The 19,761-nt window shown below is 71.7% G+C and carries 17 protein-coding genes; 9 read left to right on the plus strand and 8 right to left on the minus strand.

From position 1 onward, the window contains the following. Positions 1 to 149: 149 nt before the first annotated feature. From ACIP79_RS41820 to ACIP79_RS41830, 3 genes are read right to left on the minus strand one after another with little or no spacing between them, the layout of a single operon-like run. Positions 150 to 962, minus strand: coding sequence for a hypothetical protein (locus ACIP79_RS41820; protein WP_401233115.1), 813 nt, complete (start codon positions 960 to 962; stop codon positions 150 to 152). Next, entirely contained in the window at positions 962 to 2,227 is a 1,266-nt protein-coding gene (locus ACIP79_RS41825) for a VWA domain-containing protein (RefSeq protein WP_401233118.1), read from the minus strand. The genes ACIP79_RS41820 and ACIP79_RS41825 overlap by 1 nt, the downstream gene beginning before the upstream one ends. Before the next feature lie 45 nt (positions 2,228 to 2,272). Next, positions 2,273 to 3,781, minus strand: coding sequence for an IucA/IucC family protein (locus ACIP79_RS41830; RefSeq protein WP_401233120.1), 1,509 nt, complete (start codon positions 3,779 to 3,781; stop codon positions 2,273 to 2,275). 143 nt (positions 3,782 to 3,924) lie between these two features. Here ACIP79_RS41830 and ACIP79_RS41835 point away from each other — a divergent pair, with 143 nt between their 5' ends. From ACIP79_RS41835 to ACIP79_RS41845, 3 genes are all read left to right on the plus strand, one after another. After that, positions 3,925 to 5,406 carry an IucA/IucC family protein gene (locus ACIP79_RS41835; protein WP_401233122.1) on the plus strand — a complete coding sequence of 494 codons (1,482 nt, stop codon included), beginning with the start codon at positions 3,925 to 3,927 and terminating at the stop codon, positions 5,404 to 5,406. Between the two features lie 276 nt (positions 5,407 to 5,682). Then, a complete protein-coding gene (locus tag ACIP79_RS41840; protein ID WP_401233123.1) occupies positions 5,683 to 7,152 on the plus strand; it encodes a basic amino acid/polyamine antiporter in 1,470 nt (489 codons plus the stop codon). 61 nt (positions 7,153 to 7,213) lie between these two features. Continuing rightward, complete coding sequence (locus tag ACIP79_RS41845) at positions 7,214 to 8,482, plus strand: arginine deiminase (protein WP_401233126.1); 1,269 nt, start codon at positions 7,214 to 7,216, stop codon at positions 8,480 to 8,482. Between the two features lie 152 nt (positions 8,483 to 8,634). Here the strand turns inward: ACIP79_RS41845 and ACIP79_RS41850 are convergent, their stop codons facing one another. Beyond that, positions 8,635 to 10,035: a hypothetical protein gene (locus ACIP79_RS41850; RefSeq protein WP_401233181.1), complete on the minus strand. Its 1,401-nt coding sequence runs from the start codon at positions 10,033 to 10,035 to the stop codon at positions 8,635 to 8,637. Between the two features lie 298 nt (positions 10,036 to 10,333). Between ACIP79_RS41850 and ACIP79_RS41855 the strand changes: the two genes are divergently transcribed. Together ACIP79_RS41855 and ACIP79_RS41860 are read left to right on the plus strand one after the other, a co-directional pair. Next, positions 10,334 to 11,248 (plus strand): HipA family kinase, encoded by a 915-nt coding sequence (locus tag ACIP79_RS41855; protein WP_387185296.1) that lies wholly within the window; start codon positions 10,334 to 10,336, stop codon positions 11,246 to 11,248. A 95-nt stretch (positions 11,249 to 11,343) separates the two neighbouring features. After that, entirely contained in the window at positions 11,344 to 11,601 is a 258-nt protein-coding gene (locus ACIP79_RS41860; protein WP_401233183.1) for a SelT/SelW/SelH family protein, read from the plus strand. 3 nt (positions 11,602 to 11,604) lie between these two features. On the opposite strand, the gene aceB is transcribed toward ACIP79_RS41860, so the two are convergent. Then, the gene (aceB, locus tag ACIP79_RS41865; RefSeq protein ID WP_401233129.1) at positions 11,605 to 13,239 is read right to left on the minus strand and encodes a malate synthase A; all 1,635 of its coding nucleotides are present in this window, start codon (positions 13,237 to 13,239) and stop codon (positions 11,605 to 11,607) included. Between the two features lie 187 nt (positions 13,240 to 13,426). Beyond that, entirely contained in the window at positions 13,427 to 14,026 is a 600-nt protein-coding gene (locus ACIP79_RS41870) for an NTP transferase domain-containing protein (RefSeq protein ID WP_401233131.1), read from the minus strand. 211 nt (positions 14,027 to 14,237) lie between these two features. Here ACIP79_RS41870 and ACIP79_RS41875 point away from each other — a divergent pair, with 211 nt between their 5' ends. Next, a complete protein-coding gene (locus ACIP79_RS41875) occupies positions 14,238 to 14,552 on the plus strand; it encodes a DUF5955 family protein (RefSeq protein WP_401233134.1) in 315 nt (104 codons plus the stop codon). Positions 14,553 to 15,016: 464 nt separating this feature from the next. On the opposite strand, the gene ACIP79_RS41880 is transcribed toward ACIP79_RS41875, so the two are convergent. Beyond that, positions 15,017 to 16,492 (minus strand): PLP-dependent aminotransferase family protein, encoded by a 1,476-nt coding sequence (locus tag ACIP79_RS41880; protein WP_401233137.1) that lies wholly within the window; start codon positions 16,490 to 16,492, stop codon positions 15,017 to 15,019. 106 nt (positions 16,493 to 16,598) lie between these two features. Here ACIP79_RS41880 and ACIP79_RS41885 point away from each other — a divergent pair, with 106 nt between their 5' ends. Next, the gene (locus ACIP79_RS41885; protein ID WP_401233140.1) at positions 16,599 to 16,766 is read left to right on the plus strand and encodes a hypothetical protein; all 168 of its coding nucleotides are present in this window, start codon (positions 16,599 to 16,601) and stop codon (positions 16,764 to 16,766) included. Next, complete coding sequence (locus ACIP79_RS41890) at positions 16,766 to 17,314, plus strand: universal stress protein (protein ID WP_401233143.1); 549 nt, start codon at positions 16,766 to 16,768, stop codon at positions 17,312 to 17,314. The genes ACIP79_RS41885 and ACIP79_RS41890 overlap by 1 nt, the downstream gene beginning before the upstream one ends. 7 nt (positions 17,315 to 17,321) lie before the next feature. On the opposite strand, the gene ACIP79_RS41895 is transcribed toward ACIP79_RS41890, so the two are convergent. Next, a complete protein-coding gene (locus ACIP79_RS41895; protein ID WP_401233146.1) occupies positions 17,322 to 18,125 on the minus strand; it encodes an IclR family transcriptional regulator in 804 nt (267 codons plus the stop codon). A 270-nt stretch (positions 18,126 to 18,395) separates the two neighbouring features. Between ACIP79_RS41895 and allB the strand changes: the two genes are divergently transcribed. Then, positions 18,396 to 19,736, plus strand: a complete 1,341-nt coding sequence (gene allB / locus ACIP79_RS41900) for an allantoinase AllB (protein WP_401233149.1) — start codon at positions 18,396 to 18,398, stop codon at positions 19,734 to 19,736. The last annotated feature ends 25 nt before the right edge of the window (positions 19,737 to 19,761 follow it).

Below are 19,761 nucleotides of genomic sequence, written 5' to 3' on the forward strand. Positions count from 1 at the left end.
CCCCAGACCCCCGCATCGCGCTGACGCGCTCGTCCTCAATCGCCGGACGGGCTAGAAATAGCCCCTCCGGCGTTTGAGGAGCGGGGGTTCGGGGGGCGGAGCCCCCGAGGGACGGGAATGGGCAGGGGCGGAGGGGGCGAGAAAACCCTTCAGACGCCCCGCGGCACCCGCGCGGGCCGACCCGACCCCCGGGTCAGCGCGTACCCCCCGATCCCTGCCAACGCGGCGAGCACGCCACCGATCCCGGTCCAGACCCAGCGGTCGGACCACCACCCGGAGGCCCAGCCGTCGTCAGGCTCCAGGGACGACAACGTGGCCGAGTCCTCGGACTCGTCGGACGAGGCGTCGCCGGTCGTCGCGACCCCGGGGATCAGCGGCTGCGCGAGCGCCCCGTCCACCGCCCCCGCCCCGCCGACGTCCTTGGAGGACACCGCCACCTCGGTGCTCAGCGGCAGCCCCAGCTCGGCGGCGGGCAGACCGGTGGCGGTCAGCCGGATGTAGTACGTCCCCGGCAGCGGGTCATCGGCCCAGGGCTCCGACCACGCACGGACGTTGCGCATCGTGCAGGACAGCTCGACGGACGCCGCGTCCTGCGCGGCCGTCCGCGTCTGCGCCCCGTACTGGCACGACTGACGCCGCCGCAGGCCGTCGTAGACGTCGAGCTGCCAGGTCTGCGCGGCGGTCCGCGCCGAGGCCTCCGGCAGCTTCACCGTCGCCTTCACGGTGGGCCGCTGGCCGGCGTCCGCGGGGAACGACCAGTACAGGTAGTCACCCGAGGACCCGCTCGCGGTGGCTCGTACGCCCTGCTCGATCTCCGTCGCCGTACGGAACGAGGTGCCGGCCTGGGTGGGCGCGGCGCTGTCGTCCGACGCGCTCGCCGAGGGCGAGGAGTCGGCTACGGCGGGAGAGGCGGCCACCCCGAGCAACAGCAGGGTGGCGGTCAACACTCGTCGGACACGCATCAGTTGGTCCTCCAGACCGCGACCCGCAGACGCGAGATCCAGCCCCACAGCACACCCGCGAGGAAGCCGGTGAGCACGAGGGCGCCGAGCAGCCACCAGCCGCGGCCGAGGCCGAACGAGGCCACGTCGGAGGCCTGGTCCGGAGCGTCGACCACGTCGACGGTCAGCTCGAGCGGCAGACCGGGCGTGGTCTTCACGCCCGAGGCGGGCGAGAAGGAGTTGGCGACCTGGAGACACACCGTCTCGGCGGCGGCCTCCTCGTCGTCGCTCTCGGCCTTCGGGTAACGCAGACCCGTCGAGATGACGTCGGTCCGGCCGGTGCCCGCGGCCTCACCGCGGACGATCTCCCGTCCGCTCTTGGTGACGGCCCGCAGCAACACCCCGTAGTCCGGGCTCACTTCGCGGTCCGCCGCCACGCTCACCGAGGCGCGCAGCTCCTGTCCCGGCTTCACGTCCACCCGGTACCAGCGGTGCTGCGCGAACTCCTCACGGTCGGTGAAGAGCCCCGATTCGAGCGTGGGTGCCTGGGCGCACGCCTCGGCACCCTCCACGGCACGCGGAACCACCACCGGCTCGGCGGCGCGGTCCACCAACTGGTTCACCTTGTCGGTGAGTTCGTCGGTGTGCTCCACCGACGTGTACGTACCGCCGGTGGCCTCGGCGATGCAGCTGAGCTGCTCCCGCATCTTGGTGTTCGGCACCAGGCCGAGAGTGTCGATGGTGAGACCGATGCCCTTGGCCGCGATCTCCCGGGCCACCTCGCACGGGTCGAGCGGGGCGCAGGTGTCCTCGCCGTCACTGATGAGGACGATGCGCTTGGACCCGTCGCCGCCGTCGAGGTCCTCCGCCGCCTTCAGGAGCGCGGGTCCGATCGGGGTCCAGCCGGTGGGGACGAGCGTCGCGACGGCGGTCTTCGCCTCGGTCCGGTCCAGCGGGCCGACCGGGTAGAGCTGTGCGGTGTCCTTGCACCCCGTCTTCTGGTTGTCACCGGGGTAGTTGGCGCCGAGTGTGCGTATCCCGAGCTGGACCTCCTCGGGTGTCGCGTCGAGCACCTCGTTGAACGCCTGCTTGGCGGCGGCCATGCGTGACTTGCCGTCGATGTCGGTGGCCCGCATGGAACCGCTGACGTCCAGTACGAGGTTGACCTTGGGAGCGGTCTGCTCCGCCGTTTCGTCGGCGACCGCGCCGGCCGGGTAGGCGATTCCGGCCGTCAGGGCGGCGAGCAGGGTGCAGACCCCTGTCGCCAGCCGTTGTCTTGTGATCATCGGCGGATCCTATTGACCAAACGTGTCGTGCTTCAAAACGTGACGTCAAGAGGCCGCGCTGACGAGCGGGTTGGGAAGCAGTGCCCAACTGTCCCCGGGTGTACCGGGAGTCAGCCGCATCAGGGTCAGCGCCTTGGTGGGAAGCGGTTCGCTCCGCAGCGCCGCGAGGTCCCGGGTGTACGGCAGTTCGGGTACGACGGTCTCCAGGGCCTCGCGCAGGGCGGGCGTCGACCCCGCCGTCGCGCCCAGCGCGCCGCCGACCAGGGCGCCGAACAGCTTGCGGCGCAGGACGGTCTCGTCGTCCGTGACGATACGGCCCGCGAGCTCCGGCACCGCGATGCCGTGCTGGGCCAGGCGGGCCGGGCTGACCCGGATGTCCGCGAGGTCGCGGTAGACGAGCCGCAGCGGCGCGCCCTCGGCGGAGAGGACCACGAGGAGGTTCTGGCCGTGTGCCTCCAGCGCGACGCCCAGGTCGAGCAGCCGCAGGCAGACGGTGAGGGCGAGACGGGTGAATTCGGCCAGCCAGGCGGCGGATCGCGGCAACGTGGTGGTGGCGAGGGCGGCCACCGGGACGACCCGCTCACCGGGGTTCGCGTACATGTCCGGCGACTCCCGCAACACCGCCGCCAGATCAGGGGTGTTGGCAGAGGCCGCACCGAGCGTCCGGGTGATGTGCAGCGGCATGTCCAGTCGCTCCACCATCGTCTCCATGAACGCCGAGACCGTCGCGGCCGTCTCGATCGAGTACACCGAGATGTCCCGCACGGAGGAGGTCAGCCGGGCGCTCAGTGCTGTCTTGACGTGCGGGCCGTCCGGCAGGGCGAGAGTGCGCAGGGACATCAACGGGTGTGCGGTGAGGCCCTCTTGGGGAGACCCCCCGGGTGTGCCGCCGAGCACATGCGCCGCCTGCCACGGATGGACCGGGATCAGCACCCGTTCCTCGTCCCGCAGCCACTTCGGCCAGTCGCCCGTGACCAGGGCGTCGTCCGCGGCCACCAGCCCCAGCTCCACCAGCGGCCGGTGCTCAGGACCGTACGCGAGCTGCTCGGCGGCCGAGAACCCGGGCCGTGAACGGCAGTTGGGGTGATAGGGATGACCGTCGACGACCCGCTGCTCCCACTCCCAGCCGGTCACCGGCTCCGGGCCGGAGGCGGGCTGACCGGCGCGGGACAAGGCCAACGAAGCCACGCTGCCCGCCAGTTCCGCGGCGAAGTCGGCGGCGTGCGGAACGCCGAGGTCCGTCACGAGCCGGTCCGGACACTCGTGCGCCGTGCCGTCGAGCCGCACCTCCGTGACGTAGGAGGCGGTCGCGTAGGGATCCGCCGGCGGCCCGTGCAGCCGTCGGCCGTCCGCCAGGTGCAGCGTGAGCCCCTCGCGTCCCCTCTCGCGGCGCGCGACCCACGGCATCGGCTCGTACGCCAGCGCCCGCCAGAGGCGGGTCAGTACGGCCGCCCGCGCACCGGGCAGCGCGGCGGCGTACGGTGCCGACAGGCCGGGCCGTACGACACTCAGCTCGTCCGCGAGCGCGGTCTCGGGGGCGGGGGGACGGTGCACGGTGCGGCTCCTTCGGTACGGGGACGGTCGCCGCTCGGTCACCCGCGACGAGGGACTGTCGTCGCGGTCGCCGCCGACGACAGACATAATGATCACCAGAGCACCGTATGGAACGAACGGATCGTGCGGACCCCATGCCCCCCATGTTCCCCCCGCCCGACGCGGAAGACGCGGCCGACGCCTACGCCGCGGCGCCGCTGCTCAACTGCCTGCTCAGGGAGGTCGGGGAGCCCGCCGGGGACCCCGGCCACCACCGCCTGCGGGCCAGTGGCCGCCTGATGCGGGTCCGCGGCCCACGCCGTCCGACCCGGCCCGAGGTGTACGCGGACGGCGCCTGGCACCGGCTCACCCACGCCGAGTTGGTCGAACTCACCGCCGCGGAACTCCGCGCCCACACCGGCCTGTCCAACCCCCGCCTGCCCGCCGAGATGACCGAGAGCCGGGACGTGGTCGCCGCGATCCTCGCCGCCCGCGCCCGCGGCACGGCGCCCGAGGACCCGTATCTGCGCTCCGAACAGTCCCTGATCACCGGGCACCCGCACCACCCCGCCCCCAAGGCCCGCGGCGGCGGTCCGGTCACCGGCTGGCTGCCCTACGCGCCCGAGGCGTACGCCCGCTTCCCGCTCGAACTGCTCGCGGTGCGCGAGGACGCGATGGTCGAGGAGGGCGACACGACGGCGCTCGACAGCCTCGGCAGCCCGCCGCCCGGCTACCGGACACTCCCCGCCCACCCCTGGCAACTCGGCCTGGTCGCCGCCCGCCCCGAGATCCGGGACGCCTTCGCGGACGGCAGGCTGCTGCGACTTGGGCGCACCGGGCAGCAGTTCTGGCCCACGGCCGCGATCCGCACGCTGTACGACCCCGAGGACGACCTCTTCCTCAAGTTCAGCCTCGACGTGCGCATCACCAACGACATCCGCCGGCTGTGGCGGCACGACCTGCTGAAACTGCGCCGCACGGACAAGGCGGCCGGCACGGCCTTCGCGGCCATCCCCGGCCCCGCCGCCTGGCTGAGCGACCGCGGCTACCGCACCGCCGACTTCGCCTTCGAGGAACTCGCCGTCATGGTCCGCGACGGACTGAACGCCCACGTCGTCCCCGGCGCGACCCCGCTTCTCGCGGCCGGCCTCGTGGAGGGCTTCGACGGCAGCCCCTTCGACGGCCTCACCGACCCCGCCGACTGGTGGACGGCGTACCTGCGCGCGGTCGTGCCCCCGGTGATCGAGGCGTTCGCGCGCCACGGTGTCGTCGTCGAGGCGCACCTGCAGAACACGGTGGTGGCGGTCGACGCCGACGGCAGGCCCGTACAGGCCCTGTTCCGGGACGCGGAGGGCGTGAAGCTGCTGGCGGACGTGGACCGGGCCGCCGGGTGGGAACGGCTCGTCTACTGCCTGGTCGTCAACAACCTCACCGAACTCGCCGCCCTCCTCGCCGAGCGGCACCCCGGCTGGGACCCCTGGCCCGCCGTACGCACCGAACTGGCCTGCCACGACCTGCCCGAGATCCCGGAACTGCTCTCCTCGCCCACCCTCCCCGGCAAGACGAACCTCCTGCTGCGCTGGACGGAAGCGGACGGCGCGGACGCCAGGTATGTGCCGCTGCCGAATCCGCTGGCCGGCCCGTAGCCCGTACGGCACGGCGCGCCTCGTGCCGGGCTACGGGAATCGCGCGACCCCGCCTGCGCACCGGGCAGTGCCCGTGAGCCGCGCGTCATCCGCTCGGCCGAACCCGGGTCGCCGCCGGGCCTCCTTCGCGTGAGCCTCGAAGGGACCGGCGAGGCCCTGGTCCCTTCCCGCGGACGCGGTCGGCCGACTCGGCACTCATGCCCGGTCGGCCCGCTCGCACCGCCAGTCCGGCCGGCCGTCGGCGCCGGTGGCCGGACAGCACCGAACGGAGAAGGAATGAGCGAGGCCCGATCCGAAGGCGCGCGTGCCGACGGCGGCCCGGAGAGACCGGCACCGGCCGCCAGACTGACGCTGGTCACGCTGACCACCATGGTCGTGGGCTCGATGGTCGGCGCCGGCGTCTTCTCCCTGCCACGCCGCTTCGCGCAGGAGACGGGCGTGGCGGGCGCGCTGATCGCCTGGGCCGTCGCCGGGACCGGCATGCTGATGCTGGCCTTCGTCTTCCAGACCCTCGCGGTCCGCAAGCCCGACCTCGACGCCGGTGTGTACGCGTACGCCAAGGCCGGTTTCGGCGAGTACCTCGGCTTCTTCTCGGCGTTCGGCTACTGGGCCAGTGCCTGCGTCGGCAACGTGACGTACTGGGTGCTGATCATGTCGACGATCGGGGCCATCGCGCCGGGGCTCGGCGACGGCGACACCCTGCTCGCGGTGGTGCTGTCCTCGGCGGGACTGTGGGGGTTCTTCCTGCTCATCCGGCGGGGCGTCAAGGAGGCCGCGGCGATCAACCGGATCGTCACCGTCGCCAAGGTCGTGCCGATCCTCGTCTTCGTCCTCCTGGCGCTCTTCTGCCTCAAGCCGCACGTCTTCGCCGAGAACTGGGGCGGCGCCGACTACGCGGGATCGCTCTTCGAACAGGTCCGCGGCACCATGCTGGCCACCGTCTTCGTGTTCCTCGGCGTCGAGGGCGCCAGCGTCTACTCGCGGCACGCCAAGCGCCGGGAGGACGTCGGCCGCGCCACCGTGCTGGGCTTCCTCAGCGTCTTCGCCGTCTTCGCGTCCGTCACCATCGTGTCGTACGGGATCATGCCGATGAGCGAGATCGCCGAACTCCGCCAGCCGTCGATGGGCGGTGTGCTGGAGGAGGCGGTCGGCACCTGGGGCAAGGTCTTCGTCAGCGTCGGCCTGATCATCTCCGTGCTCGGCGCCTATCTGGCCTGGACGCTGATGGCGGCCGAGGTGCTCTACGTCGCCGCCAAGGACAGGGACATGCCGCGCTTCCTCAGCCGCGCCACGGCCGAGGACGTTCCGGTGGCCGCCCTGCTCATGACCACCGTCCTCTCGCAGGTCGTCCTGGTCATCACCCTGTTCTCCGACGACGCCTTCGACTTCGCGCTCGACCTGACGAGCGCGCTGACCCTGATCCCGTTCCTGCTGGCGTCCGGCTACGGGCTCAGGATCGCCCTGCGGCCGGAGCCCGGCACGGGACGGGGCGGCGCGATCCCGCGGGAAGTGGTCGTCGCCGCCCTCGCCACGCTCTACACCGCCTTCCTGCTCTACGCGGCGGGGCTCAAGTACCTCCTGGTGTCCTTCATCTTCTACGCCCCCGCCACCGTCCTCTTCGTCATGGCCCGCAGGGAGCAGGGCAGACACCGCTACTCGTTCACCGAGTTCGTCATCTTCCTCGTCTCGCTCCTCGGCGCCGCCGTCGGCGTCGTCGCACTGGCCGTCGGATGGATCAGCCTCTGACCCGGCCGCTCACCGGCACGTCCCACCCCCACCGGCGTCAGTCCGTCGAAAGGCCCCCGGCATGACCAGTCCGCACGGCACCACCGAGCCCGCCCGCGCCCACGGCGTGCACTCCGAAGTCGGCCGCCTGCGCAAGGTGCTGGTGTGCGCGCCCGGTCTCGCGCACCGGCGCCTCACTCCCAGCAACGCCGGCGACCTGCTCTTCGACGACGTGCTGTGGGTGGAGAACGCCCAGCGCGACCACGCCGACTTCGTGAACGAACTGACCCTGCGCGGCGTCGAGGTCGTCGAACTGCACGACCTGCTCGCCCGAACCATGACCGTCCCCGGAGCACGGGACTGGCTGCTCGACCGGAAGATCGTCGCGAACCAGGTCGGAGTCGGACTCATCGACGGCACCCGGGCCTTCCTGGAGACGCTGGCCCCGGCCCGGCTGGCCGAGTACCTGATCGGCGGCCTGGCCACCACCGACCTGCCGGACGAGTTCCGCTCCGGCCACATCGCGCTGGCCCGCGAATCGACCGGCGCGCGCGAGTACCTGATGCCGCCGCTGCCCAACACCCTCTACACCCGCGACACCACCTGCTGGCTGTACGGAGGGGTCACCCTCAACCCGCTGTACTGGCCGGCGCGGCACGACGAGACGCTGCTGATGAAGGCCGTCTACGAGTTCCACCCCGACTTCGCCGGCAGCACCGTCTGGTGGGGCGACCCCGAACAGGACTGGGGCCAGGCCACGTTCGAGGGCGGCGACATCATGCCCGTCGGAGGCGGTGTCGTCCTGATGGGCATGAGCGAACGCACCTCGCGGCAGGCCATCACGCAGGTCGCGGCCTCGCTGTTCGAGCACGGCGCGGCCGAGCAGGTCATCGTCGCCGGGATGCCCAGACTGCGGTCCGCGATGCACCTCGACACCGTGTTCACGTTCGCCGACCGCGACATCGTCACCCTGTATCCCGCGATCATGGACGGCGTCCACACGTTCACCCTGCGCCCCGCCGACACCGCCCCCGGCGTCGAGGTCACCGACGAGCGGGACCGCCCCTTCACCGAGGTCGTCGCCAAGGCGCTGGGGCTGGGCCGGCTGCGGGTCATCGAGACCGGCGGCGACGTGTACGCCTCCGAACGCCAGCAGTGGGACAGCGGCAACAACGCCGTCGCCGTCGAGCCCGGCGTCGTCTTCACCTACGACCGCAACACCCAGACCAACACCCTGTTGCGCAAGGCCGGTGTCGAGGTCGTCACCATCGTCGGCGCCGAACTCGGCCGGGGCCGCGGCGGCGGACACTGCATGACCTGCCCGCTGATCAGGGATCCGGTCGACTTCTGAGAACTCGCCGCGGGCCGGGTGTACGGGTGTACGGGGCCGGCCCGAGGCGGGTTCGGCGTGCGGTCGGGGAGCTGTCCACGGTCAGCGAGCCGTCCGCGGTCAAGGAGCTGTCCGCGGTCAGGGAGCTGTCCGTGGTCACGAACTGTCCGGAATCAGGGAGCTATCCCCACTCCCTCGATCCGGCTCCAGGACCTCTCCTGCGAGGCGGTCATGGCCGCCCACGACAGCCCGCCCGGCCGCGGCAGGACCCGGGAGGCGTACGGCGACGGCTGGAATCCGGGGTCGTAGAAGCACCCCGTGCCGTAGACACGGTCGAACGCGGCACACGACGAGGCGATCGACCGCGGGCTCGGCTTCTTCCCCGTGCGCACCCAAGTGGCCAGCGAATCGATGGAGTTGGCGTACTCGGCGTTGCTCAGTTCGCTGTGCTCGGTCTCCGTGGTGAAGGTCTGCACGAGGTTCCGGTCACGGTGAGCACCCTTGAGGGTCGCCCGGTAGGCGGCCTCGTGCTCGATGAACGCGGTGGGGTCGTCGATGGCGTGCATGGTGAGGACCGGGATCGACACCTGCCCCGTGAGGTCGCTGTCGTACGCCAGGTCACGCCGGGCGGCGGGGTCCGCCAAGAAGCGCTCGACGCCCGCGTTCAGCGCCGCGTCGTCGTGCGAACCGGCGTACCGCACACCCGTGTTGGAGAAGGGGTTCCGGTCGCCGAGCCGGTTGTGCACGATGTCGCGGAAGGTGAACACGGAGAAGCGCAGGTGCGACTCCAGGGTCCGCTCCGGGATGCCCGTGACCGCCAGGATGTCGTCGAGGTTGCGCTGCTGCGCCGCGGTGCGTGCCGCGGGCGCGGAGGCGAACCCCGTGCACTCCTCCAGACGGGCCTTCAGACCTGCCGAGGTCAGGGTCGAGGAGGGCCGCAGCCCCTGCCACAGCGGGTACTGCGGTTCGGTCGGTCGCGGCAGGTTCTGGCAGTAGTACTGGTACACGACACGGAGGTCGACGCGGTAGTCGTAGCCACGGGAACCGCCGGCCATGACCCCGTTGGTGAGCAGGGCACCGTCGTAGGGGCCGTGCTTCTTGCCGTAGACCTCCACGACCTTGGCGGCGACGTTCCCGCCCCACGACTGACCGTGCACGAAGGTCCGCTTCGGCCTGCCGAACTCCTCCACGAACAGCCGGCGCACGTTCTCCGTGTCGGCGGCCGCCATCCGGGTCCCGTAACCACCGCGCCGGTAGGACGAACCGGCCCAGGCGTAACCCTGGTCCACCATCACCGACCAGCGGTCCAGGTCACCGACGCTCCGCTCGGGATCCGACCCCTCACCCAGGTCGGGACCGCCGTGGGCGTGCACCACCAGCGAACCGTTCCACCGCTTGGGGACGGCGATCGCGTAGTAGGCGCCGTTGCGGTCCTGGCCGGTGTAGCAGGTGGCCTTGTCGCCCACGTTCGCCGGACAGGCCACCGGTGCGGGCCGCGCCTGGACGGCCTGGGCGGTGCCGCCGCCGCCCAGCGAACCGACGAGGAGCCCCGCGACACCGGCGGCCACGGCCAGTCCGCGCCGTACGCCGGAGCCGGACCGGGGAGGCGGCGGAAAGGCCCTGTTCCGCCTGGGGAGCGGGCTGTTCTGGCGTGAGCTGTACAAGGGACGCTCCTGATCTCCGGCGGCGCACCTTTGCGCCGAGTGCTGCGATGCTAGGAACGCATCCGCCCGCACACCATTGACCTGGCAGTTCTGTTCATACTGTGCGTGGATCTCCGGGCCGTCCGGCTCGGCGGACGTCCCCCGGGCCGCGCGTCACGCCCGGTTACGATGCTCGTCTCATGTCGGGACAGCCGGGGAGTCGGAGAGCATGCTGAAAGAGGTCTCCGCGACCCACTACCTCACGCCGTTGCGCGAAGGCGGCTCACTGCCGGGCCTGGTCGAGGCCGACGACCTCGGCACCTACGTCGTCAAGTTCACCGGCTCCGCGCAGGGCACGAAGGCGCTGGTCGCCGAGGTGATCGTGGGAGAGCTGGCGCGCGCCCTCGGGCTGCGGTTCCCCGAGCTGGTCCTCGTGCACTTCGACCCGGAGGTCGCCGCGCACGAGCCCCACCAGGAGGTCCAGGACCTGCTGCGCGCCAGTGCCGGGCTCAACCTCGGCATGGACTACCTGCCGGGCGCGAAGGACTTCACCCCGGAGACCGCCAGGACGTTCGCCGTCGACCCGCTGGAGGCGGGCAAGGTGATCTGGCTGGACGCCCTCACGGCCAACGTGGACCGCACGGTGCACAGTTCGAACCTGATGATCTGGCCCACGCTCGGCGTCGCGCCCCCGCGGCTCTGGCTGATCGACCACGGCGCCGCCCTCGTCTTCCACCACCGCTGGGACACCTCGGAGCCGGAGAAGGCGTACGACTTCAGACGCCACGCTCTCGGCGACCGCACCCCGGACACCCGCGCGGCGGACGCGGCCCTCGCGCCCCTCGTGACGGAGGAGCTGCTGCGCGGGATCACGGCGGAGGTGCCCGACGCCTGGCTCGCCGACGAGCCCGGTTTCGCGACACCCGACGAGGTGCGTGACGTGTACGTCCGCTATCTCCTCGCCCGGGTGCGGGCCTCGGCGCGCTGGCTGCCCACGGACTTTCCCACCAGGGAACAGCTCGCCGCGGAGGACGCGGACCGCGCGGCGAGAACCCGGCGAGGCCGGCCGGACTGGCTCAAACAGGTCCCCGACCTGCACGGCAAACCGGCGGCGGAACAGGATTGGTCGGTACACCTCGAATGAGCACGACGCCCACAGAGAACACGGACAACGCGGAAACCCCTGGGACCACGGACAACACGGCGGCCGACGCGGGCGCGCGAGCCGCGGACCACCGCGTGCAGATCGAGTACTGCACCCAGTGCCGCTGGCTGCCCCGCGCCGCCTGGCTCGCCCAGGAGCTCCTCACCACCTTCGAGACCGAGCTGACGGAACTCTCCCTCAAGCCCGGCACCGGCGGCGTCTTCGTCGTGCGCGTCGACGGCGAGGTCGTCTGGGACCGCCGCGACCAGGGTTTCCCGGAGCCGACGGCGGTCAAGCGCGTCGTACGCGACCGAGTGGCCCCGGAGAAGTCCCTGGGCCACTCGGAGAAGTGAGCGTCAGCCGCGCAGTTGCTCGTAGGCGGGCAGCGTCAGGAAGTCCGCGTAGTCCTGGTCGAGGGCGACCTTGAGCAGCAGGTCGTGCGCCTGCTGCCAGTTGCCCGCGGCGAAGGCCTCCTCGCCGAGCTCGGCACGGAGGTTCGCGAGCTCCTCGGCGGCGATCTCGCGCGCCAGCTCCGGAGTGGCCGTCACGGTCTTCCCGTCGTGCTCGAAGACGACGCCCGCGTTGATCCACTGCCAGATCTGCGACCGGGAGATCTCGGCGGTGGCCGCGTCCTCCATGAGGTTGAAGATGGCCACGGCGCCGAGCCCGCGGAGCCAGGCCTCGATGTAACGGATGCCGACCTGGACCGCGTTGACCAGTCCGTCGTACGTCGGCCTCGCGTCGAGGGAGTCGACGGCGATCAGGTCACCGGCGGCCACCGAGACGTCCTCGCGCAGCCGGTCCTTCTGGTTCGGCCGGTCGCCGAGGACCGCGTCGAAGGAGGCCATGGCGATCGGGACGAGGTCCGGGTGGGCCACCCACGAGCCGTCGAAACCGTCGCCGGCCTCGCGGTCCTTGTCCGCCTTGACCTTCTCGAAGGCGACCTTGTTGACCTCTTCGTCGCGGCGCGAGGGGATGAACGCCGCCATGCCGCCGATCGCGTGCGCGCCCCGCTTGTGGCAGGTGCGGACGAGGAGTTCGGTGTACGCGCGCATGAACGGGGCCGTCATCGTCACCGCGTTGCGGTCGGGCAGCACGAACTTCTCGCCGCCGTCACGGAAGTTCTTGACGATGGAGAACAGGTAGTCCCAGCGGCCCGCGTTCAACCCCGAGGCGTGGTCGCGGAGTTCGTAGAGGATCTCCTCCATCTCGTAGGCGGCCGTGATCGTCTCGATCAGGACGGTCGCGCGGACCGTGCCCTGCGGGATGCCGACGTAGTCCTGCGCGAACACGAAGACGTCGTTCCACAGCCGCGCCTCCAGGTACGACTCCGTCTTCGGAAGGTAGAAGTACGGGCCCTTGCCGAGGTCGAGCAGCCGCTGCGCGTTGTGGAAGAAGTAGAGGCCGAAGTCGACGAGCGCGCCCGGCACCGGTGTTCCCTCGGCGTCGACGAGGTGGCGCTCGTTCAGGTGCCAGCCGCGCGGACGCATGACGACGGTCGCGAGCTCACCGGCCTCCTTGAGCGCGTACGACTTGCCGGTGCGCTCGTCCGTGAAGTCGATGTTCCGGGTGTAGGCGTCGGCCAGGTTGACCTGTCCGAGGATCACGTTCTCCCAGGTGGGCGCCGAGGCGTCCTCGAAGTCGGCGAGCCAGACCTTGGCGCCGGAGTTCAGGGCGTTGATGGTCATCTTGCGGTCGGTGGGGCCGGTGATCTCGACCCGGCGGTCGTCGAGCGCCGCGGGGGAGGGGGCCACCTTCCAGGAGTCGTCCGCGCGGACGGCGGCGGTCTCCGGGAGGAAGTCGAGGGTGGAGGTGCGGGCGATCTCGGCGCGGCGCTCTCCGCGGCGGGTGAGGAGCTCGTCACGCCGGGGCGTGAACAACCGGTGCAGCTCGGCCACGAAGGCGAGGGCCGCTTCGGTGAGGACCTCCTCCTGCCGGGGCAGGGGCTCGGCGTCGACGATGGCCAGCGGGGACGGCGCTGGTGCGGACATGAGCTGTCACTTCCTTCAGCGGGCCTGGCACCGGGTGCCAGTCAATCCGAGTACGGCTGCGGGCGCCCGCGGAGCAGGGGGGCGCTTCTGAACAGTGGATACTAGTTTCCTCATGGTGGAAGTTCAATGGTTTGTTGACGTCGAGATTCTCTGAGTCGAGGCAACCTGGCGCTCAGTGCCACCCCGTTCACTCAAGGTGGACCAGGTCCTCCGCCGTGTCGATGTCGTACGGTCGCGCGATGTCGCCGCACTCGACGAGCGTGATCGCCTCCTCGTGCTCCTTCAGGTAGGCGCGTGCCCCCCGATCGCCGGTCGCAGTCGCGGCGATGGCCGCCCAGTGGGCGGCGCCGAACAACACGGGATGACCGCGCACGCCCTCATAAGCGGCCGAGACCAGCGACTCCGGATCCCGGTACGCGGCGAGGACCCGGCCCACCGCCTCGGGGCCGATCCCGGGCTGGTCGACGAGCGACACCAGCGCGGCCCGCGCCCCCGTGCCCGCCAGCGAACCGAGCCCCGCTCGCAGGGAGGAACCCATGCCCTCCTCCCACTCCGGGTTGTCCACGAGCACGCAGCCGGGCAACGACACCCGCTCCCGTACGACATCGGCCTGTGCCCCCAGGACCACATGGACACGGGAGCAGCCGCCCGCGAGCAACACTCCAGCCGCGTGTTCGACAAGAGGGTGCCCCCGGTGGGACAGAAGTGCCTTGGGGTGCCCTCCGAGGCGTCGCCCGCCGCCGGCCGCCAGGAGCACCCCGGCCACCTGGTCTTTGTTCTCCGTCATGCCCCCTGCATACCCGACCCGGCCGGGGCGCGCTCCGGAAGCCGGGGAGGCCGTCCGGTTTTTCTCGACTGAATTTCAGTCCACAGAGTGGCGCCCACCGCGCCGGGTGGCGTTTACTTGCCCGCGTCCCTCGGCGCCCGACCATCGCCGCGGGGGCGTGGAAGCGACGTACGAGGGATACGCGCACAAGTACGTGTGAGGGGGAAGAGCTGTGTTGCGGAGCTTGGGGCAGAGGCCAGTGACCGGCAGGGACGAGGACCCGAGGGTGGCGGAGCTGAGTACCGCCGTCGCTCGGCTGCGCCGTCAACTCGCCGCGCACCCGGTCGAGTTCCCCGACCGGGGCATCGCGGAGGACGAACTCGCGGCGCTCGCCGCGATGGCCGTCAGCGGCATCCCCGAGATCCCGCGGCTACGCCGCTCCCTCCTCCTGGTCGCGAGCTCGATCGGCTCGGTCAGCGCCCTGGCCACGAGCCTCGCGGAGGTCCGCAGCGCGGTAGAACTCTTCGGCGAACCCCCACGCCGCTGAGCCGACGCGACGTCCGCCCGCCCGCTGATAGGTCGAGCCGGCGCTCGAATACCCCTGCGGCTAAGCCGAGTTGGCGTTCGCCCGCCCCGTCGGTGAGCCGAGTCGGCAGGCGGACACCGCGCCGCTGAGTCGACCCGGCGTTCGCCCGCCCGCCGATAAGCCGAGCCCGTGCTCGAACCCCTTGCGGCTAGGCCGAGTTGGCGTTCGTCCGCCCCTGCGGTTGGTCGAGTCGGCGTGGGAACCCTGCGCCGCTGAGGCGAGTCGGGGTTCGCCCCCCGCTGATGGGCCGAGCCAGTACTCGAACCCCCGCGCGGCGAGTCTGAGTTGGCGTTCGGCCGCCCCAGTCGGTGAGCCGAGTCGGCGTGCGAACCCCGCGCTGCTGAGGTGAGGCGGCGTTCGCCCCCCCCGGCTGATAAGCCGAGCCGGTACTCGAACCCCCGCGCCACTACGCCGAGTTGGCGCGCTCACGCCACCCAGTGCGGTCGGCCGTTGTCGAGGTGTGCTGAGTCGAGCCCGGTTTCCAGCGCGGTCGCCACTCGGCGTACGGCGTCGTCGAGGGTTTCCGGTGACAGTACATAGGGGAAGCGCAGCCGCTGTTCGTGTGTGCCGGGGTCGGCGCCGAAGCGGGCGCCGCCCTCGATGCGTACCCCCTGGGTCAGTGCCGCACGGGACAGCGCGGAGGCGATCGGGCGGCCCATGTCGATCCACAGGGTCAGTCCGCCGGACGGCAACTGCCAGCGCCAGTCGGGGAGATGACGGCTCAGCGACTCGGCGAGCGCATCCCGCTGGGCCCGCAACCGGGGCAGCCGCTCCCGCAGTACGTCCTCGGTGCGCGCCAGCAGACCGAGCGCGACCAACTGGTCGAGAACCGGGCCGCCCATGTCGGTGGGCACCCGCGCCATCGCCAGCTCCGTGATCAGCCGGGAGCCCGCCCGTACCCAGCCGACCCGCAGCCCGCCCCAGTGCGTCTTGCTCAACGAGCCCACGGTCACGATCTGTTCGGCCATTCCGCGCGGCGCGAGCGACGCGAAGGGCACGGGCGCCGCGACGTCCAGCGCGATCTCCGACATCGTCTCGTCGATCAGCAGCCAGGTGCCGGTCGCCCGCGCCGACTCCATGACGGTCAGGCGCTGTTCGGGCGGCATCAACCGCCCCGTCGGGTTGTGGAAGTCGGGGATCAGATACGCGATCCGCGGCGCCGCCTGCCGTAGCGCGCTCTCGATCAGGCCCGAGTCCCAGCCGACCTCCGTGACGGGCACGGGAGTTGTCCGCAGCCCGGCACGACGGATCGCGTCGAGGGCGTTCGGATAGGAGGGGTTTTCCACCAGCACCCGGTCACCGGGCCGCCCGAGCAGCCCCAGAGCCAGGGACAGGGCCTGCTGCGCCCCGGCCGTGATGAGAATCTGGTCGGGCAGCGTCGGCAGCCCGCGCCGGGTGAACCGCTCGGCGACCGCGGCCCTCAACTCCGGGATCCCGTACGGGTGATAGCCCGGCGTCGGCGCGTGCCTGGCCAGCATCGTGCCCGCCGCGGCGACCGCCTCCGCGAGCTCGGCCTCAGGCGCCCCCGGCGCGGCGAAGGCCAGGTTGATCACCCCGTCCTCGGCCGGCAGCCAGGCCACGTTGGTCGGACGGTGCCCCTCGGGAAGCTCCGTCCAGGTACCGGCACCCCGCCGGCTGCGCGCGAACCCGCTCTCCCGCAGGAGGTCGTACGCCGCCGTCACCGTGGCCCGGCTGATGCCCAGCGCCGAGGCCAGCTCCCGTTCGGCGGGCAGCCGGACGTGCAGCGCGATCCGGCCGTCGAGGAGCAGCTTGCGTACGCCGTCCGCGAGCGCGCGGTAGCCGGGGCGGCCGTCGGTGTGCGGTGCGGTGGTCAGCAGCCCCGCCAGCTGTCGGCTGCCCAGCGTCCTGTCCACGGAGTGGACCACCGGTCCGTTCACCATGCCAACTCCTTCGTATTGGCCCTGTTGGGCAGGCCAATCAGCTTACAGACTCGGAGCAGGCAGTGGATTCGGCCCAGCCGATTGGCCTGGAAAGGGGAGTAGTGGGATGAGAACAGGGAGCACCCGAGTGCACGGGACGGAGTCCGCCGACGTCACCGACCGCCTGGAGCGCGAGCTGCAACGACGCCACGAGGAGTGCGCGCCGGGCATGCCCCTGCGGGCCTGGACGCGTGGCCTGCTGGTCAGGGCGCTGGGGCGCGGGGGCGTGCGCTGATGGCCGTCGGGAACGGTGATGCCGGTGGCGGGCGCCTCGCCGCCGGGCACGGAGGCGCCGGTGGAGGGCGCGTCGTCGTCGGGGTCAGCGGCTCGCTCGCGAGTCTCGCCGCACTCAGGGCCGCCGCCGGTGCCGCCCGCGAGAGCGGTCGTACGCTCGTCGCCGTCCTGGCCTGGGAGCCGCCGGAGGGTGAGGCCCTGTACGCCAGGAACCCGGACGGCGCCTGGGCCGCCGCGTGCGAACGCGAGGCCCGTGCCCGGCTCGACCGGGCCTTCGACGAGGTCTTCGGCGGTACGCCGCCGGGGGTCGCCGTCCGCCGACGGGTGATCCGGGACCGCCCGGACCGGGCGCTGTGCGCGGTGACCCCCGCACCGGCCGACCTGCTCGTCCTCGGCAGTCGCCCCGGCGGGCACCGCGCCCCGGTCCGCCGACGGGTCCTGGCGCAGGCCCGCTGTCCGGTCCTGACCGTTCCCGCGCCGGTGTTCCCCAGGCGCGAGCGCCGTGCGCTGCGCCGCGCCGAGGCGCGGGACTTCGTGGCGTCGGCCTGAGGTCCGGTCAGGCCGGCGGGCCCGAGCTGGCGAGTGCGGCGGACAGTTCCACCGCGACCTGCTGGAGCACGGGGACGATCTTCTCGGTGGCCGCCTCGGTGACCCGGCCCGCCGGACCGGAGATCGAAATGGCCGCGGCCGTGGGGGAGTTGGGCACGGAGACGGCGAGGCAGCGGACCCCGATCTCCTGCTCGTTGTCGTCGATCGCGTAGCCGAGCCTGCGCACCTCCTCCAGTGCCGTCAGGAAACCGTCCGGCGTGGTGATCGTCTTCTCCGTCGCGGCGGGCATGCCCGTACGGGCGAGGAGCGAGCGGACCTCGTCGGCCGGGGTGTGCGCGAGCAGTGCCTTGCCCACGCCGGTGGAGTGCGGCAGCACACGGCGGCCCACTTCGGTGAACATGCGCATCGAGTGCTTGGACGGCACCTGGGCGACGTAGACGATCTCGTCGCCGTCGAGCAGCGCCATGTTCGCCGTCTCGCCGGTCTCCTCGACCAGCCGGGCCAGGTAGGGGCGGGCCCAGGTGCCCAGCAGCCGGGCGGCGGATTCGCCGAGCCGGATCAGGCGGGGGCCCAGCGCGTACCGCCGGTTGGGCTGCTGGCGTACGTAGCCGCAGGAGACCAGCGTGCGCATGAGGCGGTGGATGGTGGGCAGCGGCAGACCGCTGCTCGCGGCGAGCTCGCTCAGCCCGACCTCGCCCCCGGCGTCCGCCATTCGCTCAAGCAGATCGAACGCGCGCTCTAGAGACTGGACACCACCGCTCGGCGAGGATGACTTGGCGGCGTCGGTGGTGCTGGCGCTGGACGACGGCACGGGCGCGGTCCTTTCGGGGCTGACAGGCGTGATGCAGCCTACCGGTCAGTCGGTCGACTCCCTGGTGGTGCATAGTTACGTTCTGCTGGGCGGAATTGTAATTCCACTTTGTGGAAACGTCCAGAGTGTGCGCGCCAGGGCCGACAAGGTGATGGGTGCCCTTGACGGCGCGTGGGTCGAAGTGAAGACTCTTTCAACAGAACGTTGAATTTCGTTACGCGGAAGTAAACAGCCGTTGCGGGAGTCAACAGGGCAGAGAGAGGGGTCCGGGTGTCCGACGTCGAACTGGTGCTGCGCTCGACACGAGTCATCACTCCCGAAGGGACGCGTGCCGCCTCGGTGGCGGTCTCCGGGGGAAAGATCACGGCCGTACTCGCGCACGACGCGGAGGCCCCGGCCGGTGCCCGCGTCGAGGACTTCGGCGACGACGTCCTGCTGCCCGGCCTCGTCGACACCCACGTGCACGTCAACGATCCCGGGCGCACCGAGTGGGAGGGCTTCTGGACGGCCACCCGCGCCGCGGCCGCCGGCGGCATCACCACCCTGATCGACATGCCGCTCAACTCCCTTCCCCCGACGACGACGGTCGACAACCTCCGTACGAAGAAAGACGTCGCCCGCACCAAGGCGCACATCGACGTCGGGTTCTGGGGCGGCGCGCTGCCCGACAACGTCAAGGACCTGCGGCCGCTGCACGACGCGGGAGTCTTCGGCTTCAAGGCGTTCCTGTCGCCGTCGGGCGTGGACGAGTTCCCGGAGCTCGACCAGGAGCAACTGGCCCGGTCCCTGGCCGAGATCGCCGGCTTCGGGGGCCTGCTGATCGCCCACGCCGAGGACCCGCACCACCTCGCCGCCGCCCCACAGCAGGGCGGCCGGAAGTACGCCGACTTCCTCGCCTCCCGCCCGCGTGACGCCGAGGACACCGCCATCGCGAACCTGATCGCCCAGGCGAAACGCCTCGACGCGCGCGTGCACGTGCTGCACCTGTCGTCGAGCGACGCGCTGCCGATGATCGCCGCGGCGAAGGCGGAGGGCGTACGGCTCACGGTCGAGACCTGCCCCCACTACCTCACGCTCACCGCCGAGGAAGTCCCGGACGGCGCCAGCGAGTTCAAGTGCTGCCCGCCCATCCGGGAGGCGGCCAACCAGGACCTGCTGTGGCAGGCCCTGGCCGACGGCACCATCGACTGCGTGGTCACCGACCACTCGCCCTCCACCGCCGACCTGAAGACGGACGACTTCGCGACCGCCTGGGGCGGCATCTCCGGCCTCCAGCTGAGCCTGTCCGCGGTCTGGACGGAGGCCCGCGCGCGGGGTTACGGCCTGGAGGACGTGGTGCGCTGGATGTCGACGCGTACCGCGGAGCTGGCCGGCCTCGGTGACCGCAAGGGCGCCATCGCGGCGGGCCACGACGCCGACTTCGCGGTCCTCGCCCCGGATGAGACCTTCACCGTCGACCCGGCCGCGCTCCAGCACCGCAACCGTGTCACGGCGTACGCGGGCAGGACCCTCAGCGGAGTCGTCCGGTCCACCTGGCTGCGCGGCCGACGCATCGTGACCGACGGCGAGTTCACCGAGCCGACGGGACTCCTGCTGACCCGCCACCCCTGACGACACGATCCCCACTCGCATCCAC

The organism is Streptomyces sp. NPDC088747 (assembly GCF_044751025.1).
GTDB lineage: Bacteria > Actinomycetota > Actinomycetes > Streptomycetales > Streptomycetaceae > Streptomyces.